This is a genomic window from Haloarchaeobius amylolyticus (genome assembly GCF_026616195.1).
Taxonomy (GTDB): Archaea; Halobacteriota; Halobacteria; order Halobacteriales; family Natrialbaceae; genus Haloarchaeobius; species Haloarchaeobius amylolyticus.
The window spans coordinates 1,024,581-1,040,550 of sequence record NZ_JANHDH010000002.1 but is presented as its reverse complement, the minus strand read 5'-3'; the positions used below and the strand labels follow the sequence as shown (position 1 = coordinate 1,040,550).

General features: G+C 69.6%; 18 protein-coding genes. 8 read left to right on the top strand and 10 right to left on the bottom strand.

What is annotated here, in order from left to right; genetic code table 11:
- Positions 1-40: 40 nt before the first annotated feature.
- Positions 41-409 carry a hypothetical protein gene (locus NOV86_RS17725; protein WP_267643086.1) on the top strand — a complete coding sequence of 123 codons (369 nt, stop codon included), beginning with the start codon at positions 41-43 and terminating at the stop codon, positions 407-409.
- Between the two features lie 130 nt (positions 410-539).
- Here the strand turns inward: NOV86_RS17725 and NOV86_RS17720 are convergent, their stop codons facing one another.
- Positions 540-662 carry a hypothetical protein gene (locus NOV86_RS17720; protein ID WP_267643085.1) on the bottom strand — a complete coding sequence of 41 codons (123 nt, stop codon included), beginning with the start codon at positions 660-662 and terminating at the stop codon, positions 540-542.
- Positions 663-915: 253 nt separating this feature from the next.
- The gene (locus NOV86_RS17715) at positions 916-2,079 is read right to left on the bottom strand and encodes an NAD(P)/FAD-dependent oxidoreductase (RefSeq protein ID WP_267643084.1); all 1,164 of its coding nucleotides are present in this window, start codon (positions 2,077-2,079) and stop codon (positions 916-918) included.
- A gap of 104 nt (positions 2,080-2,183) precedes the next feature.
- On the opposite strand from NOV86_RS17715, the gene NOV86_RS17710 reads away from it, so the two are divergent.
- The 3 genes from NOV86_RS17710 to NOV86_RS17700 all read left to right on the top strand — a co-directional run bounded on the left by NOV86_RS17710 (position 2,184) and on the right by NOV86_RS17700 (position 5,139).
- A complete protein-coding gene (locus NOV86_RS17710; RefSeq protein ID WP_267643083.1) occupies positions 2,184-3,116 on the top strand; it encodes an ABC transporter ATP-binding protein in 933 nt (310 codons plus the stop codon).
- A gap of 101 nt (positions 3,117-3,217) precedes the next feature.
- A complete protein-coding gene (locus NOV86_RS17705; RefSeq protein ID WP_267643082.1) occupies positions 3,218-4,294 on the top strand; it encodes a TrmB family transcriptional regulator in 1,077 nt (358 codons plus the stop codon).
- 71 nt (positions 4,295-4,365) lie between these two features.
- Positions 4,366-5,139, top strand: a complete 774-nt coding sequence (locus NOV86_RS17700) for an ABC transporter permease (RefSeq protein ID WP_267643081.1) — start codon at positions 4,366-4,368, stop codon at positions 5,137-5,139.
- A 14-nt stretch (positions 5,140-5,153) separates the two neighbouring features.
- Here NOV86_RS17700 and nucS read toward each other — a convergent pair whose 3' ends face one another.
- From nucS to NOV86_RS17685, 3 genes are all read right to left on the bottom strand, one after another.
- Entirely contained in the window at positions 5,154-5,945 is a 792-nt protein-coding gene (gene nucS / locus NOV86_RS17695; protein WP_267643080.1) for an endonuclease NucS, read from the bottom strand.
- Positions 5,946-6,016: 71 nt separating this feature from the next.
- Positions 6,017-8,161: a catalase/peroxidase HPI gene (gene katG, locus NOV86_RS17690; protein WP_267643129.1), complete on the bottom strand. Its 2,145-nt coding sequence runs from the start codon at positions 8,159-8,161 to the stop codon at positions 6,017-6,019.
- A gap of 123 nt (positions 8,162-8,284) precedes the next feature.
- Positions 8,285-9,355 carry a S1C family serine protease gene (locus NOV86_RS17685; RefSeq protein ID WP_267643079.1) on the bottom strand — a complete coding sequence of 357 codons (1,071 nt, stop codon included), beginning with the start codon at positions 9,353-9,355 and terminating at the stop codon, positions 8,285-8,287.
- A gap of 120 nt (positions 9,356-9,475) precedes the next feature.
- On the opposite strand from NOV86_RS17685, the gene NOV86_RS17680 reads away from it, so the two are divergent.
- Positions 9,476-10,150 carry a DUF4166 domain-containing protein gene (locus tag NOV86_RS17680; RefSeq protein WP_267643078.1) on the top strand — a complete coding sequence of 225 codons (675 nt, stop codon included), beginning with the start codon at positions 9,476-9,478 and terminating at the stop codon, positions 10,148-10,150.
- Positions 10,147-11,121: a YndJ family protein gene (locus NOV86_RS17675; protein ID WP_267643075.1), complete on the top strand. Its 975-nt coding sequence runs from the start codon at positions 10,147-10,149 to the stop codon at positions 11,119-11,121. Before NOV86_RS17680 ends, NOV86_RS17675 begins: the two co-directional genes overlap by 4 nt.
- A gap of 15 nt (positions 11,122-11,136) precedes the next feature.
- Here the strand turns inward: NOV86_RS17675 and NOV86_RS17670 are convergent, their stop codons facing one another.
- The 4 genes from NOV86_RS17670 to NOV86_RS17655 all read right to left on the bottom strand — a co-directional run bounded on the left by NOV86_RS17670 (position 11,137) and on the right by NOV86_RS17655 (position 13,614).
- Positions 11,137-11,586 carry a hypothetical protein gene (locus NOV86_RS17670; protein ID WP_267643073.1) on the bottom strand — a complete coding sequence of 150 codons (450 nt, stop codon included), beginning with the start codon at positions 11,584-11,586 and terminating at the stop codon, positions 11,137-11,139.
- 48 nt (positions 11,587-11,634) lie between these two features.
- Positions 11,635-12,354, bottom strand: coding sequence for a cytochrome c biogenesis CcdA family protein (locus NOV86_RS17665; RefSeq protein ID WP_267643071.1), 720 nt, complete (start codon positions 12,352-12,354; stop codon positions 11,635-11,637).
- Positions 12,348-12,917: a TlpA family protein disulfide reductase gene (locus NOV86_RS17660; RefSeq protein WP_267643069.1), complete on the bottom strand. Its 570-nt coding sequence runs from the start codon at positions 12,915-12,917 to the stop codon at positions 12,348-12,350. Before NOV86_RS17660 ends, NOV86_RS17665 begins: the two co-directional genes overlap by 7 nt.
- Positions 12,918-13,011: 94 nt before the next feature.
- Positions 13,012-13,614, bottom strand: coding sequence for a DUF420 domain-containing protein (locus NOV86_RS17655; RefSeq protein WP_267643068.1), 603 nt, complete (start codon positions 13,612-13,614; stop codon positions 13,012-13,014).
- 186 nt (positions 13,615-13,800) lie between these two features.
- On the opposite strand from NOV86_RS17655, the gene NOV86_RS17650 reads away from it, so the two are divergent.
- Together NOV86_RS17650 and meaB are read left to right on the top strand one after the other, a co-directional pair.
- The gene (locus tag NOV86_RS17650) at positions 13,801-14,217 is read left to right on the top strand and encodes a cobalamin B12-binding domain-containing protein (RefSeq protein ID WP_267643066.1); all 417 of its coding nucleotides are present in this window, start codon (positions 13,801-13,803) and stop codon (positions 14,215-14,217) included.
- Positions 14,214-15,275 carry a methylmalonyl Co-A mutase-associated GTPase MeaB gene (gene meaB / locus NOV86_RS17645; RefSeq protein WP_267643064.1) on the top strand — a complete coding sequence of 354 codons (1,062 nt, stop codon included), beginning with the start codon at positions 14,214-14,216 and terminating at the stop codon, positions 15,273-15,275. The genes NOV86_RS17650 and meaB overlap by 4 nt, the downstream gene beginning before the upstream one ends.
- 12 nt (positions 15,276-15,287) lie before the next feature.
- Here meaB and NOV86_RS17640 read toward each other — a convergent pair whose 3' ends face one another.
- A complete protein-coding gene (locus NOV86_RS17640; RefSeq protein WP_267643062.1) occupies positions 15,288-15,932 on the bottom strand; it encodes a helix-turn-helix domain-containing protein in 645 nt (214 codons plus the stop codon).
- Positions 15,933-15,970: the final 38 nt, after the last annotated feature.

Genomic DNA, 15,970 nt, shown 5'->3' with positions numbered 1-15,970 from the left:
TTAGGCGCGCGGCGTCGAATGCTCCGATGAGGACGATACCATGCCACAGGACGACCGGACGACGGGCGGTACCGACGGTCGACAGCAGAACCAGGGACAGAATCAGGGACAGCAGCCGCAGGGACAGCAGTCCCAGCAACAGCCCCAGCAGCAGCAGGCGTCCAGGGGCTCGGGACGGCGGTCGGTCGGCTCGCGGCTCAGGGACTACCTGGCGACGACGGTCGTCCGGTTCGGCCTCGCGGCCATCGGCGTCGTCCTGCTGCTGTTCTCGCTCGGCCAGGCGTTCGGCGTCGACCTGCTCGGCGCGTTCGCCGACGCGCTCTCGACCCAGACCGGGCAGTGGCTCGTCGTCGCCCTGTTCGCGCTGTTCCTCATCGGCGCCGCCGAGCGCGGCCTCTCGCACGGCTAGAAAAGCACTCGCCGCGCGGTCGTTCTTCGCAGTCGCGGCTGTCGACCAGCGACGCGACCCCCCGGTTCGCGGCTGGTCGGTCGCGACCGCCATGCCGGGTTCCGCCCGGCACGCACGCCGCGAGCCGCGGCTACTCCAGTATCGGGACCGGCGTGTCCGTCGCGATCCACGCGTCCTTCTTCCCCAGCTCCTTGATCTCGACCCAGCCGTTCGTACAGTACACCAGTTTGCATTTGCTCTCTTGCTGTTTCATACTCCCCCCGGTCGTGCAATCGCGAGGACCCCGAGATTGCGACGTGATAACAGACGGCAGATTTGCTAAAAGTTATGTGCTTCGTACTGGCGCTGGCACGGGTCACTCCGTGTTTCGAGGGCGCCACTCGCCGGCGGTAAAGGAGAGCATACCGGTGAAAACGGGGCGTTAGGAACGACCGATTACCGGCCGGTGCCCCGGGTATCCGAACACGACGGTACCGTGGTGGTGAACCGTCGAACGGGGCGTTCGGTCAGGCCTCTTCGTGGGGGGCGATGCCGAGTTCCTCGTTCACGAGATCGACCGCCTCCTCGACGGCCCCGACCGAGGAGAGGTAGCCGGCGCCGACGGTCGTCTTCAGCGTCAGCGCTCCGCGCCCGGTGAAGACGCTCGGGCCGACCTGTGCGACCGCGCCGTTCCCGACCGTGACGAGCCAGCCCGGCGAGTCGAAGGTGTAACGCTCCAGCCGGGGCTGGAAGTCGCCGGCGTCGCCGTCTCGCAGGTGCGAGACGAGCCGCTCGACGTTCTTCCCGGCGACCCGGGCCTCCCGGATTGCCGCCTGCGCGCTGGCCGGGACGGCCGTGCCCGCGTCGTCGACGACCTTCGCCGCGTCCCCGACGACGAAGGTTGTCCCGTCGAGTCGCAGGTTGCTCCGGACGACCGGGCGCTCGCCGTGGAGGGCGTCGGGGCCGCGGATGCCGCCGGTCCAGACGAGCTGGTCGTAGTCGAGCGACTGCCCGTCGGCCAGTTCGAGCGTGTCGGCTGTCGCCTCGGTCACGGCCGCGTTCGTCCGGACCTCGACGCCCCGGGCGACGAGTGCGTCGTGGACCGCCCGCTGGAAGTTCTCCGGGAAGGCGGGCGCGACGCTGTCGAGCTGTTCGAGGACCGTGACGGTCACGTCGGCGCCCGTCTCGTCGGCGAGTTCGGCGAGTTCCCCGGCGACCTGGATGCCCGAGAGGCCGGCCCCGCCGACGACGACCCGGCCACCTGCCGGGCCGTCCTCGACCAGTTCCATGAACTCCTCGCGGATCTCGTGGGCGTCCTCGAGGCGCTTCAGGGGTGTCGAGTGTTCTTCGACGCCCGGCAGGTCGTAGTAGGCGGTCTCCGCGCCGAGGCAGACCGCGGCCACGTCGTAGGAGAGCGAGGAGTCGTCCGCGAACTGGACGGTCCGGGCGTCGGTGTCGACGTCGGTGACCCGGCCGATGCGGACCGTCGCCCGGTCGACCACGTCGGAGAGTGGGACCGTGATGAAGTCGGCGACGGCCGGGCGGCGGACGACCCGGTGCAACTCGTGCTGGACGAGGTGGTCGTCGGTGTCGTTGACGAGCACGACCTCCACGTCGGCGGGCAGGGACTTCTCTAACTTCTTGGTGAGGGTGACGCCAGCGTAGCCGGCACCGAGTACGGCGACCTTCATGCCGGCGCCTAGGTGGGCCGGGTGCTTAGTTGGTCGGCTGGCGGGCCACCGACGCCCCGGGACGAAATCGAGCCTTCTTACCCCCGGCCCACCAACGCTCGGCCATGACCGACGCGATAGTCGCCGACGGCCTCCGGAAGGCGTACGACGAGACGGTCGCGCTCGACGGCGTCTCCTTCGCCGTCGGCGCGGGCGACGTGTTCGCGCTCATCGGGCCGAACGGGGCCGGCAAGACCACGCTCGTCCGGGCGCTGACCGGGTCGGTCGCACCGGATTCGGGGACGGCGAAGTTGCTCGGGTCGGCCCCCGAGGCGGTCTCGAAGGAGCGCCTCGGCGTGCTCCCGCAGTCGTTCGCGCCGCCGGCGCGGCTCTCGGCGCGCGAGGTCGTCTCGTACTACGCCGGGCTGTACGACGACCCGCGGGACGTCGACGAGATTCTCAGGGAGGTCGGCGTCGCGGACGCGGCCGACACGTGGTACGAGAACCTCTCGGGCGGCCAGCAGCGCCGGGTCTGCCTCGGCGCGACGCTCGTCAACGACCCCGACGTGCTGTTCCTCGACGAGCCGACGACCGGCATCGACCCGGCGGGCCGGCGCACCCTCTGGGACCGCATCGAATCGCTGGCCGCCGGCGGGACGACCGTCTTCCTGACCACCCACGACATGGCCGAGGCGGAACGCCTCGCGGACCGGGTCGGCCTGCTCTCCGACGGGGAACTGGTCGCGGTCGGGACGCCGCAGGAACTCGTCCGGGCCCACGGTGGCGACCGCCGGCTCACCGTCACGGTCGACGGGGACGTGACGGCAGCAGCAGCGGTGCTCGGTGCCTGGAGCCATCGAACCGCCGGCAACCAGGTGGTCCTGGAGGGGTTCGACCCGCAGGCCATCGGCGACGTGGTCGACGCGCTCGACGACGCCGGCGTCGCCTACACCGAACTCTCGTGGGCGGAACCGGACCTCGAGGACGTCTACCTCTCGCTCACCGGCGAGGCGTTCGAGGGGCGCACCTCGGTCCCGGTGGAGTCGCCTGCCGACTGAGGCGGTCGGGACAGGTGACACGCACACACGGCGAATCGTCACGAAAGCGGTAAGGCACACAGGGTCATGTTTTCGCGTAGCAACCACGTGAGCACGATACAATGGACGACAGGGACCTGACCGACCGGCTGGAACGACTCGGCCTCTCCGAGAAGGAGATAGACACCTACCTCACCATCCTCGACCACGGGGAGGCGAAGGCGAGCACCATCGCACAGGACGCGGGCGTCTCGAAGCGCTACGTCTACAGCGTGAGCGAGAAACTGGAAGAGCGCGGCTTCGTCGAGGTGAACGACCACGCCGTCCCGACGCTCATCCGGGCGAACCCGCCCGAGGAGGTCATCGAGCGCCTCACGACCGAGTTGCGCTCGCTGGGGCCCGACCTCGCCGAGCGCTGGAACCGCGTCACCGAGGAGCAACGCGAGTTCGAGGTCATCAAGGCCCGCGCGACGGTACTCAAGCGCATCCGGGAGTTCCTCTCGACCGCCGAGGACGAGGTGACGCTCTCGATTCCGGCCAGCGTCCTGCCCGAGATCGAGGACGAACTCCGGGAGACGGTCGACCGCGACGTGCTCGTCTTCCTCATCCTGACTGGCGCGGAGTCGTCGGCCGCCGACGTCGGCGACGAGGACGACCCCGTCGCGAGCGTCGTCCGGGTGTGGGAGGAGCGCGCCCCGGTGCTGTTCACGGTCGACACCCGCCTCGGCGTGTTCGCGCCCTACGACCTGCTGGCCCGGTCGAACACCGGCGAGCAGGCGGTCGCCATCGCACAGGAACAGCTCGTCCCCATCCTCGTCGGCTCGTTCTTCGGCAACTACTGGCCCGTCGCCGAGGAGGCCGTCGTCGCCGAACCCGAGCCGCTGCCGGTCACCTACCAGGGCTTCCGGCACGCGGTCTTCGCCGCGACGCGCTACCGCAACAAGGGCATCGAACTGGTCGCGACGGTGGAGGCGAAGGCGGTCCCGGGCGACGGCGAGGTCGAGACGCTCCGGGGGCGTGTCGTCGAGGTCCACCAGACGCTGGTCACGCCCGTCGTGAAGAGCTCCATCGCGGTCGAGAACTCGCTGGTCCTCGCGGTCGAGGACGACGGCGAGGTCACCGAGGTCTCCATCGGTGGCCCCGGCGCGTTCATCGAGGACTACGAGGCGCAGTCGGTGCGGCTCGAAGCGGCGGAGTAGGGTCGGCACCCCTCGCGCGCACCCACGACGAAACCGACGCGCCTTAGCGGGTCGACGCCCGACCCCGAGGTATGACGACGGTGAGACGCGTCCGCTCGGAGTTCGTCGCGGCGTGGCACTCGTTCCTGCGCCGCCGCGTGGCAGTGTTCTTCACGTTCTTCTTCCCGGTGTTGCTCATCGGCATCTTCGGGGCGCTCGTACAGACGAACCCGGCCGGCGGCGGCCTGTTCGCCGAGGACCCGGCGTACTACGTGCCGGGCTACCTCGCGGTGGTCGTCCTGCAGACGCCGCTGTCGCGCATGGGCTCGGAGGTCGCCCGCTACCGCGAGGGCAGCCGGTTCGAGAAACTGGCGACGACGCCGCTCTCGCGGGCGGAGTGGCTCGCCGCCCACACGCTCGTGAACACCGTCATCATCGCCATCGCCGGCTTCGTCCTGCTCGTGCTGACGGTGCTGCTGACGGGCGCGACCGTCACGTTCTCGCCGCTCATCCTCGCGTTCGTCCCCCTCGGCGTGGTCTGCTTCTGCGGGGTCGGCTCCCTGCTCGGGAGCTTCGCCGACTCGCAGGACGGTGCCATCACCGCGGCGAACGCCATCGGGCTCCCCCTGCTGTTCCTCTCGGAGACGTTCGTCCCGCCGAGCATGCTCCCCGACTGGTTCCACCCCATCGTCGCGCTCTCGCCGCTGACGTACTTCGCTCACGGCCTGCGACAGGCCATCTGGGCGGGCGCGGAGTCCGGGACCGTGGTACTCGGACTCGACGCGGTCCAGTCGCTGGCGGTGCTCGCGGTGCTCGCGGTCGTCTTCTTCGCGCTGGGTGCCCGGGCGATTCCGCGGGCGGACTGAGAACGGGTCCGGGGTCAGAGGAAGTCCGAGAGCGTCTTCTCGCTCGCCTCGCGCGTCTCCACGTCGAACTCGGCGAGCCGGACGAACTCCATGTCGTTGTCCCGCAGTGCCCGCTTCACCCGGTCGCTGGCCGACGGCGCGACGAGCATCCCGCGGACCTCGGGGTTCGACTCGCGGTACAGCTCGATGTACCGTTTGAGCTGGTCGAAGTTGTTCAGCGTCGCCTGCCGGCGCTTGACCTCGACGACGACCGGAACGCCCGACTCGTCCTTCGCGAAGAAGTCGACGAAGCCGTACTTCGTCTCGCGCTCGTGCTCGACGATGCGGATGCCGGGCTCCAGCGCGGTCTCGGGGTTGCGCTCGATGTACTCGTGCATCTCGGCCTCGGTGCCGCGCTCCTGGTACTCGACGGGGTCGTCGGCGTCGAACCTGGTGAGGAGGTACGGGTCGTGGAGGTAGACGCGCAGGTACTCGTTGGGGTTCGACCGCCGGGCGTAGAGCAGGGGCGCGCCCGCGTCGGCCGGCTCGTCGCCGTCCCCCTCGCCCTCGTCGATCTCGACCTTGATGGTCGCGCCGCCGGGCATCCAGTTCACCGGCTTGTGCCCCGAGGGCCGGTGGACGAGCAGGGTGCCGTCGGGCTTGCAGACCACCATGCGGTCGCCGGGACCGAGGTAGCCGCCGCTGCGACCGTCGTACTCGACCTCGCACTCGGCCATGACCGAGACCATGGCCCCGTCGCGGAGCCCCTCGCGTACGACGCGCTCGACCGTCTCGGCGTCGGGCGCGTGGTGTCGTTCCGTCGTCATGGCTCTCGGGTTCCGGCGACGGCACGAAAAAGGTAGTCGGTTCGCGGTCGCGGCGACCGTTGGCGGGGGAGTTACTCGAGGTCGAAGCGGTCGGCCTGCATGACCTTCGTCCAGACCTCGACGAAGTCCTCGACGAACTCCTCCTCGCCGTCGTCGGCGCCGTAGACCTGCGAGACGGCGCGCAGACGGGCGTTGGAGCCGAAGATGAGGTCGAAGCGGGTGGCCTCCCACTCGGCCTCGCCGGTCTCGCGGTCGCGGATCTCGAAGACCAGCTCGTCGTCGTCGACGGGCTCCCACTCGTAGTCCATGTCGAGCAGGTTGACGAAGAAGTCGTTCGTCAGCTCGCCCGGGCTGTCGGTGAGCACGCCGCGGTCGGTGTCGCCGTAGGTCGCGCCGAGCGCGCGCAGGCCACCGACGAGCACCGTCATCTCCTGCACCGACAGGTTCAGCAGGTCGGCCCGGTCGACCAGCGTCTCCTCGGGGTCCTCGTCGACGTCACCGAGGTAGTTCCGGAAGCCGTCCGCGTCCGGTTCGAGCACCTCGAAGGACTCGACGTCGGTCTGCTCCTGGGTGGCGTCCGTGCGGCCGGGCTCGAACGGGACCGTCACGTCGTAGCCGGCGTCGGCCGCCGCCTGCTCGACGGCAGCGTGGCCGCCGAGGACGATGAGGTCCGCGAGCGAGACCTTCGTGCCGTCGGACCGCGAGCTGTTGAACTCTTCCTGGATGTCCTCGTAGGTCGAGAGGACCGACTCCAGCTCCTCGGGCTCGTTGACCTCCCAGCTGCGCTGGGGTTCGAGCCGGATGCGGGCGCCGTTGGCGCCGCCACGCTTGTCGCTGTCGCGGTACGTCGAGGCCGAGGCCCAGGCGGTCTTGACCAGCTGGGACCGGGTGAGGTCGGAGTCGAGAATCTCCTCCTTGAGGTCGGCGGCCGCCGCCTCGTCGATGATGTCGTAGTCGGCCTCGGGGATGGGGTCCTGCCAGAGCATGGTCTCCTCGGGGACCTCCGGGCCGAGGAAGCGCTCCGGCGGGCCCATGTCGCGGTGGATGAGCTTGTACCACGCCTTCGCGAACGCCTCCTGGAACTCGTCGGGGTTCTCCTGGAAGCGCTCGAGGACCTCGCGGTAGTCGTCGTCGTGCTTGAGCGCGATGTCCGTCGTCAGCATCATCGGCGCCTCGGTCTCGGACGGGTCGTCGACGCCCGGCGCGTCCTCGACGGCCTCGTCGTCGACGGGGCGCCACTGCCAGGCACCGCCGGGGCCCTTGACCGAGGTCCAGTCGTTGTTCAGCAGGTTGTCGACGTAACCCATGTCCCACTGGGTGGGCGCGCTCGTCCAGGGACCCTCGATGCCGCTGGTGATGGTGTCGGGACCCATGCCCTCGCCGAAGTCGCTCTCCCAGCCGAGACCCTGCATGTCGATGGGGGCGGCCTCGGGCTCCGGCCCGACGTGCTCGTCGGGGTCCGCCGCGCCGTGGACCTTCCCGAACGTGTGGCCGCCGGCGATGAGCGCGACGGTCTCCTCGTCGTTCATCGCCATGTGGCCGAACGTGTCGCGGATGTTCTGTGCGGAGCCCTCGACGTCCGGCTCGCCGTTCGGGCCCTCGGGGTTCACGTAGATGAGGCCCATCACGGTGTTGCCGAGCAGGTCCTGGAGCCGGCCGTCCTCGTCGAAGCGCTCCTGGGAGCTCGCCTCCCACTCCTCCTCGGGACCCCAGTCGACGGCGTCGTCGGGTGTGTAGTCGTCCTCGCGACCGCCCGCGAAGCCGAACGTCTCGAAGCCCATCGACTCGAGCGCGACGTTACCCGCGAGGACGATGAGGTCGGCCCACGAGAGCTGCCGGCCGTACTTCTGCTTGACCGGCCAGAGCAGGCGCCGGGCCTTGTCGAGGTTCGCGTTGTCCGGCCAGCTGCTGATCGGCGGGAGTCGCTGTCGGCCGCCGTTGGCGCCGCCGCGACCGTCGCTCGTGCGGTACGTCCCGGCGCTGTGCCACGCCATCCGGATGAACAGCGGTCCGTAGTGGCCGTAGTCTGCCGGCCACCAGTCCTGCGAGTCGGTCATGACGGCCTCGATGTCGGCCTTGACCGACTCGTAGTCGAGCTGCTGGAACTCCTCGGCGTAGTCGAACTCCTCGCCCATCGGGTCTACCTGCTGGGCGTTCTGGTCGAGAATTTCCAGGTTCAACTGGTTCGGCCACCAGTCACGGTTGGTGTTTCGCATCATAGGACGTTTGTCGCTTTCGTATGTTAAGATTGTCTAATTCGGAAACGAAGCTCTCGAAGTCACCAAAGATATCTATCGGTTGCAAGAACTATTGTTGGTGAAGCGTGGGGCCAGACCGGCTCAGTCGAGGGGAATCCGCGTTCCGCCGCTGGTTTCCCCGTCCCAGTCGGGGGCGCCCACGTCTGCCTCGTGGGAGTTCGTCCGGTCGGTCACGACCAGTCGTTCGGTCGTCTCGCCCGCGGGGCGCCTGACGGTCACCTCGACGGTGTCGCCCGGTCGCACCTCGGTCATGAGGTAGCGGACGAGCTCCTCGTGGGCGTGCAGTTCCCGGCCGTCGATGCCGGTGATGACGTCGCCGCCGACGGGGACCTGCCGACCCCGGATGGTCATCGTGTCGGTGCAGCCACCGAGGACGCCACTCGCGGGCCCCTCACGAACCTCGACGACGAGGACCCCGCGGGGCTCGTCGAGGCCGTTCGCCTCCGCGACCGTGGGCGAGACGTCCATCGTCCGGACGTGCAGGGTCGCGTGCTCGACGTGGCCGGTCGCGACGAGTTCGGGGACGACCCGGTGGACGAGTTCGGGCGAGATGGCGAACCCGATGTTGTCGCCCTGTCTGGCGCGGTTGACGCCGACGACCTCGCCCGCCATGGTGACGAGGGGGCCACCGGAGTTGCCGGGGTTGATGGGGGCGTCGGTCTGGACCGTGTCGGGAATGGTGAACCCCTCGTGGGTCGGCATCGACCGGTTGACGCCGGAGACGATGCCGGCCGAGATGGTCCCGTCGAGCCCCATCGGGTTGCCGAGGGCGGCGACCGGGATGCCCGGCTCGGGGTTCGACGCCGCGACCGGGAGGGGCGCGACGTACTCGGGGACGTCGTCGACCCGGAGCACCGCGAGGTCCGTCGCCGGGTCCGACCCGACGAGCGTGGCGGTCCGCCACTCGCCGCGGGAGAAGCGGACCTCCAGCCGGACCGGGCCGGCGGCGTCCGGTTCGGGGCCGCGATTGTGCCCGCGCCCGTGCCCGTTCCCGAAGACGACGTGGTGGTTCGTGACGACGTGGCCGGCCTCGTCGTAGACGAACCCTGAACCGGCGCCGTGGAGGCCGTCACCGGAGGTCGGGTAGATGGAGACCACCGCCGGGCTGGTTCGACGGTACAGGGCCGCGTAGGACTGGTCGTGTGATGTCATGAGGTGTGCGAGGCGTTCGCACTAACCTTGGGTAAGTGTCGGTCGTACTTAACCGAGGCGCCACCTCTCGGCGACTCGTCCAGACCAACTATCATATCCCATGCCCGAGAAGTGCGGGGCATGACTGGCGTCTACGAGCGCGCACTGGGCGAGGCGGCCGACGACCTGCACCCGAAGGTCCGCGAACGATACGACCTCGGCCCGGACGACAGGGTCGCCTGCGTCGGCGAGGGGCGGATGGACATCACCCGCGGGACGCACACCCTGCCGGTGCTGTACGCGATGACGACCCAGAACCTGCTGTTCCCGGAGGCGGGCAAGGACGTGCCATTCACCGTCACGACCGTCGGCTGGAAGAACGACGCCGGCTACGAGGTACTCACGACGCGGCGCGAGTTCGACTTCGGTGACAGGCGTCGTCACTTCGACTCCCTGACCGTCTGGGACCACGTCCGCGGCCGCCTGCTCGACTTCCTCGGGACGGACGGCCTCATCGCCTCCGAGTTGCACCCGCGGGTCGAGAACGGCGCACTCGTCGTCGAGGGCGGGAAACAGTGGGTCCGCGTCGGTTCGCGGTACCTGCCCCTGCCGGGCCCCCTGGCGGCCACCGTCGAGGTGCGCGACCGCTACGACGAGGCCGACGAGCAGTTCCACGTGGACGCGACCGTGGAGAACCCGCTGGCCGGCCACATCCTGAGCTACCGCGGGAGCTTCACGCAGACCTTCGAGGAGCGAGAGCCGGTTCCCGCGGACATCCGACCCTCCCGCAACGTCTCGACGCTGCCGTCGCGATGAGCGACGCGGGCGGGGAGCAGACGGGGCTGGACCCGACCGACCTGAGCGCCGTCCTCGGGGGCGTCGGCTGGCTGGTGCTGGTCGCCGTGGCCGACCTCGACGCTATCGACCGCGCACTGGCGCTGGCCCCGCTGGTGCTCGTCCCGCTGGGTCTCGGGATGGCGGCGACGCCCTCGTTCGCCGGGCTCGCCGGGCGACTCCACCGGCTCGCGGTGCTCGGCCAGCCCATCGGCGCGGGCCTGTTCGTCGCGTCGGTCGTCGCGCCAGTCGAGGGCACGACCGCGGCGCTGCTGGCAACCCCCTGGGTGCTGGTCACCGGACTCCTCGCACTCGTCGCTGCGGTGCGGGTCCGGGCGCGGGTCCGAACCCGGACCCGGGATACCGAGGTCGCGCTCGCACCACTGTCGGAGACCGTCCTGGACGCCGGCCTCGCCTACGCGGTGGTCGGCGCGGTCGCCCTCGTGCTGTTCCACCTCGGACTCACGTTCTGGTTCGACCCGACGATCGTCCGGCTGACCGCGGTCCACTTCCACTACGCCGGGTTCGTGCTCCCGGTCGTCACCGGCCTCGCGGGTCGGACCCTCGACAGGGAGGTCGGCCTGTACCGGGCGGTCGCCGCGGTCGTGCTCGTCGGGCCGGGGCTCGTCGCGGTCGGCATCTCGTTCTCGCCGACCATCGAGGTGCTGGCAGTCTCCGCGTTCACCCTCGCCGTGACGGTCCTCGGTGGCTTCGTCGCGACGCGGGTCGCACCGGCCAGACCGCGGCGGCAGGGCCTCCTGCTCGGCCTGTCTTCACTCGCACTGCCGGTGTCTATGGCGCTCGCGCTCGGCTACGCCGTCTCGGTGTTCACCGGGACCGACGTGCTCGGGCTCCGCATCCCGGTGATGGTCCGGGTGCACGGGTCGCTGAACGCGTTCGGGTTCGCGTTGCTCGGGCTGGTCGGCTGGCGGCTCGCGGTGCCGGAATGGTGAGGCGCCGGGGAGCAGTCAGGCGGTCTGTCCGTTTCGGCGTCGCCGGACGACGCCGCGGAGGTACGCACCACCGCCGGTCAGCAGCAGGAGCAGGCCGGTCGCGAGGGCGAGGTACACCCCCGGTTCTGGCGCGTAGCGGTCCACGCCGGCGAACGTCTGGAACCGGGTCCAGCCGACCAGGGTGACGAACGCGCCGGCGAGCGCGACCACCACGTCGGGTCGCCAGCGCCGGACGCGGGAGATGACGACCACGACGAGCGCGACCGCGACCGGCCCGAGGATGGCCATATCGGTCCCGCGGAAGCCGGTCTCCATGCCGGCGACGAACTCGCTGGTGTAGTAGGGCTGGCCGTCGGTGTAGCCGACCGGGAGCTTGCGCACCCAGGGCAGCCACGCGCTCGCGACCGCGAGCACGCCGGCGAGGGCGGTCGCTGCGAGGTAGGAGGTGGAGGGCGACTTGCGCATACCGGGACCTGTCACGGGGCGGGTAAATGCTTTCCCCGGGGCGCCGGTCTACGCCGAGAACGCCCCGAAGACCGCCTCGAAGTACGGGCCGACGACGGGCGAGACGCCGGCCACGTCGAACACGACGAGCAGGTAGTAGCTCGCGACCAGCAGCATCACCGCGCCGGTGACCCGGTTGATGCCCGAACTGTGCTGGGCGAGGGTGCGGGTCACGCGCTGGCCGGCGGACTGCGAGACCAGCCCGAACAGCAGCAGGGGCGTCCCCATCCCGATGCCGAACAGCAGGAAGCCGAGGAGACCCTCGACCGGCGTGTCGAACAGCACCGGGGCGCGGGCGAAGAAGAGCGCCAGCAGGCCGGGGTTGCAGGGCAGCACGATGGCCCCGAAGAAGAACCCGTAGCCGAAGGCGGTCGAGGCCGGGTGGCTGGTCTGTGGCGGTTCCTTCGTCGGCAGCCGGTGTGCGAGGTCGAGGTCGAAGATGAGGGCGACGCTCAGGACCGCGAGCACGCCGAAGGCGACCGGCGACACCACCTCCACGACGGTCGTCAGCGACTCGCCGAGGAGGAACGAGAACAGCACGCCCACCAGTCCCATGAACGCGATGACGCCGAGGGTGACGAGCCCCGCGAGCACGCCCGAGGGCAGCGCGGTCTCCTCGCCCTGCGAGGAGAGGTACGCGAGGAACCCGGGGTACAGCGGGAGGGCACACGCCGCCGTCAGCGGGGTGGCGAACCCGATGACGAACACCTCGACGAACCGCCCTAGCATTCCCGGGTCTTCTCCTGGAGGAAGCTCGTGCTCTTGTGGCCGTCCTTCAGCCGGGTCGTGGACCCGTCGGGACAGCGCCGGAGCATCGGGACCACCGGCGGCGAGGCCATCGACGACCCGAACTCGTCGACGAGCTGGCGGGTCACGGCGGGCGGAGAGACGGCGTAGTACCAGTCGTAGCCGTTCGATTCGGCGTGCTGGCGCACCTTCTCGGCGTCCTCGTTCTGGTCCGTGTTGAGCGCGACGCTGACCACGTCGTCGCCGACCGCCTCGTGGAACTCGATGAGTTCGTCCTGCTGGCGCTTGCAGTTCGAGCACCAGACGGCGAATGTCTCCACGAGGACCGGTTTCTCGAACTGGGAGACGGTGAACGTCTCGCCAGAGAGGACGTTCGTCAGTTCGGTGTCGTACCAAGCGGTGTCGCCGGAGCCGCCGCCGTCGGTGCCACCGCCGGTACCGTCGGTTCCCGTGTCGTCCGTACCGCCACCGGAGAGGCAGCCGGCCAGGCCGACCGTGCCGAGGCCTGCCAGTCGGAGGGCATCCCTGCGGGAGAGCGAATCCATGTCGGATATGGAGGACGGGTGAGATATAAAGCGCAACCGGGCAGTGCGTGGCCCGCGCACGACCGATTCGGGGTCGAAGAGCCGTCAACAGGCCTCAGAACAGCGGCCCGACCAGCATGAACCGGTAGTCGTAGATGTGGTTCAGCATGACGTAGGTGACCACGCCGAGCGTGAGCGAGAGGATCCACGAGCCGGCGGCGATGCGGCCGATCTTCTTGTGCGGCGTCTGCTTGAGTTCGCTCGGCGTGTGGGTCAGCCCGAGCACGAGCGCGTAGAGGACGACCGGGACGGAGACGACCGAGAGCACGATGTGGATGGCGAGCATCGCGATGTACGCCCAGTAGACGACGCCGGTCGCGCCGACGATCTCCTTCTCGCCGCCGCCCCCGACCTTCACGAGGTACAGCACGAGGAACACGATGATGAGCGAGAACGAGGTCAGCATCGCCTTGCGGTGCCTGTCGACCTCGCCGTTGCGGATCCAGTACCAGCCGAGCGCGAGGCTGACGGTGGCGATGGTGTTCACGACGGCGATGGCGTGGGACAGCTGGTTCGTCAACTCGCGGGAGATGTCCGGGTAGATGGGGAGCAACCCGGCGAAGGTGCCGAGGACGAGCGCGTACCCGACGACCGTGAGCAGGACGGTCGTCGCGCGGACGTTCTCCCGGACGGTCGCCCTGACGTCTGCGGTACTCATTGGCGGGGGATTAGGACGAGGGTGGAATACCGCTTTCGTTTGCGGGCCCCCGGGCAGCCGGGTGGCCGGCGACCCGCCCGGAATCCTACCGTCGTTGCGCTAATCCAGCCTGAGTTGTAGGCGACGGCGCCGAGACCTCCCGGATTTTCCGTTAAAGTAAAACCTGCCGCAGGGGAAACCCCAGACATGAGTACCGACCAGTCCCAGCGGTCGATTCGTTGCCTCGTGGCCAAGGTCGGATTGGACGGCCACGACCGCGGCGCACACGTCATCGCACGGGCCTTCCGCGACGCGGGGTTCGAAGTCATCTACTCCGGGTTGCACAAGGCCCCCGACGAGATCGTGCAGGCGGCGGTCCAGGAGGACGTCGACGTGGTGGGCATCTCCATCCTCTCGGGCGCACACAACACGCTCGTCCCGAAGATCATCGACGGGCTCAAAGAGTACGACGCGTTCGAGGACACCCTCATCCTCGTCGGCGGCGTCATCCCCGACGACGACAAGGAGCACCTCAAGGAGCTGGGCGTCGCCGAGGTGTTCGGGCCGGGGACCTCGATGCAGGAGACGGTCCAGTTCGTCCGGGACAACGCGCCGGAACGATGAGCACGAGCACGGCCGACCTGCTCGAGGACCTCCTCGCCGGGAAGCACCGCGCCCTCGCGCGGGCCATCACGAAGATAGAGAACCGCGAGGCGGGCTACCGCGACCTCGTCTCGGCGCTGTACGAACACACCGGCGACGCCGAGGTCATCGGCATCACGGGCAGTCCCGGCGCCGGCAAGTCGACGCTCGTCGACAAGCTCGCGAGCCGCTACCGCGAGCAGGGCGACACCGTCGGCATCGTCGCCATCGACCCGTCCTCGCCGTACACCGGCGGGGCGGTGCTCGGCGACCGCATCCGCATGGCGTCGAACGTCGGCGACATGGACGTGTTCTTCCGGTCGATGAGCGCCAGGGGCAACCTCGGTGGCCTCTCGACCGCGACCGCGGACGCGGTGAAGGCGATGGACGCCTTCGGCAAGGACAAGGTCATCATCGAGACGGTCGGGGCCGGCCAGAACGAGATCGACATCGTGCAGGCGGCCGACACGGTCTGCGTCCTCGTCCCGCCGGGCTCGGGCGACAACGTCCAGATGCTCAAGGCGGGCATCCTCGAGATCGGCGACCTCTTCGTCGTGAACAAGGCGGACATGGACGGCGCGGACCGGACCGTCCAGGAACTCAGGGAGATGGTCCACATGGGCTCGGGCTCGATGCGGGTCGACGCCGGTCACCACGGCTTCGACGACGTCGACGTCGACCTCGACATGCCCGGGGCCGGGGACGACGCCGGCGAACCCGATTTCGAACCGTGGGACCCGCCCGTGCTCGAGGCCGTCGCCACCGAGGGGACCGGCGTCGACGAACTCATCGAGACGTTCGACGAGCACCACGAGTACCTCGTCGAGTCGGGGCAACTCGAACGCAAGCGCCGCCAGCGCATCGCCGAGGAGATACGGACCCTGCTGCGCGACGACGCCGCCGGCCTCGTCCAGCGGGAACTCGAGGGGCTCGGCGGACTGGACGACATCGTCGACCGCGTCGTCGCGGGCGAGACGGACCCCTACACCGTCTCGGACGAGATCATCGAACCCATCGCCGACTGCGTCGAAGAGGAGTAGCCGGCACGATTCTCAACGCTCGTCGCTGCCGACCGTCGCCGCGACGAGCGCCTTCGCCGCCCGCCGGAACCGTTCCGAGGCGGCGTTCTCGGAGATGCCGAGTCGCTCGGCCAGCTCCGCCAGCGAACTGTGCCGGGGTATCTCCAGGTAGCCGGCGGCGAGCGCCGTCTGGAGGACCTCGCACTGGGCCTCGGTCAGGCCGTACGCCCCGGCACCGGTCAGGTCGCGGCCCTCGTACCGCCGATGGAGCGCGAACCGGAGCTCGTGGCGCGCACAGAACCGCCAGAAGCGCTCGAACGTGCGCTGGTCCGGGAACCCGACCTTGTACCGCCAGCCCTCGCCGTCGGCCAGCACCTCGTAGACGACCCCACCGACCTCGACGATGGTGGGGTAGACGCTGGTCTCGAGGCCCGCGCCGACCAGTTCGGTCTGGTACAGGCGGCCGTTCCGGAAGTCGACCACGCGCGTCGGCGTCGCGACCGTGCGGTCGGCTTCGAGGGCGGCCTCGAACGTCGCGAAGTCGCCGCCGCCGGCCCACAGCAGCATCCGGACCCGCCGACCGTCGGTCGCGTCGAACCGCTCGACGCGCATGGCCATCTCGGGGACCTCGGCGCGGGTCTCGCGCAGCATCGGGACGTCGAGACTGAACTCCAGCACCAGCATCGTCGGTACTACAGCGGTCTCTGGTACGGCAG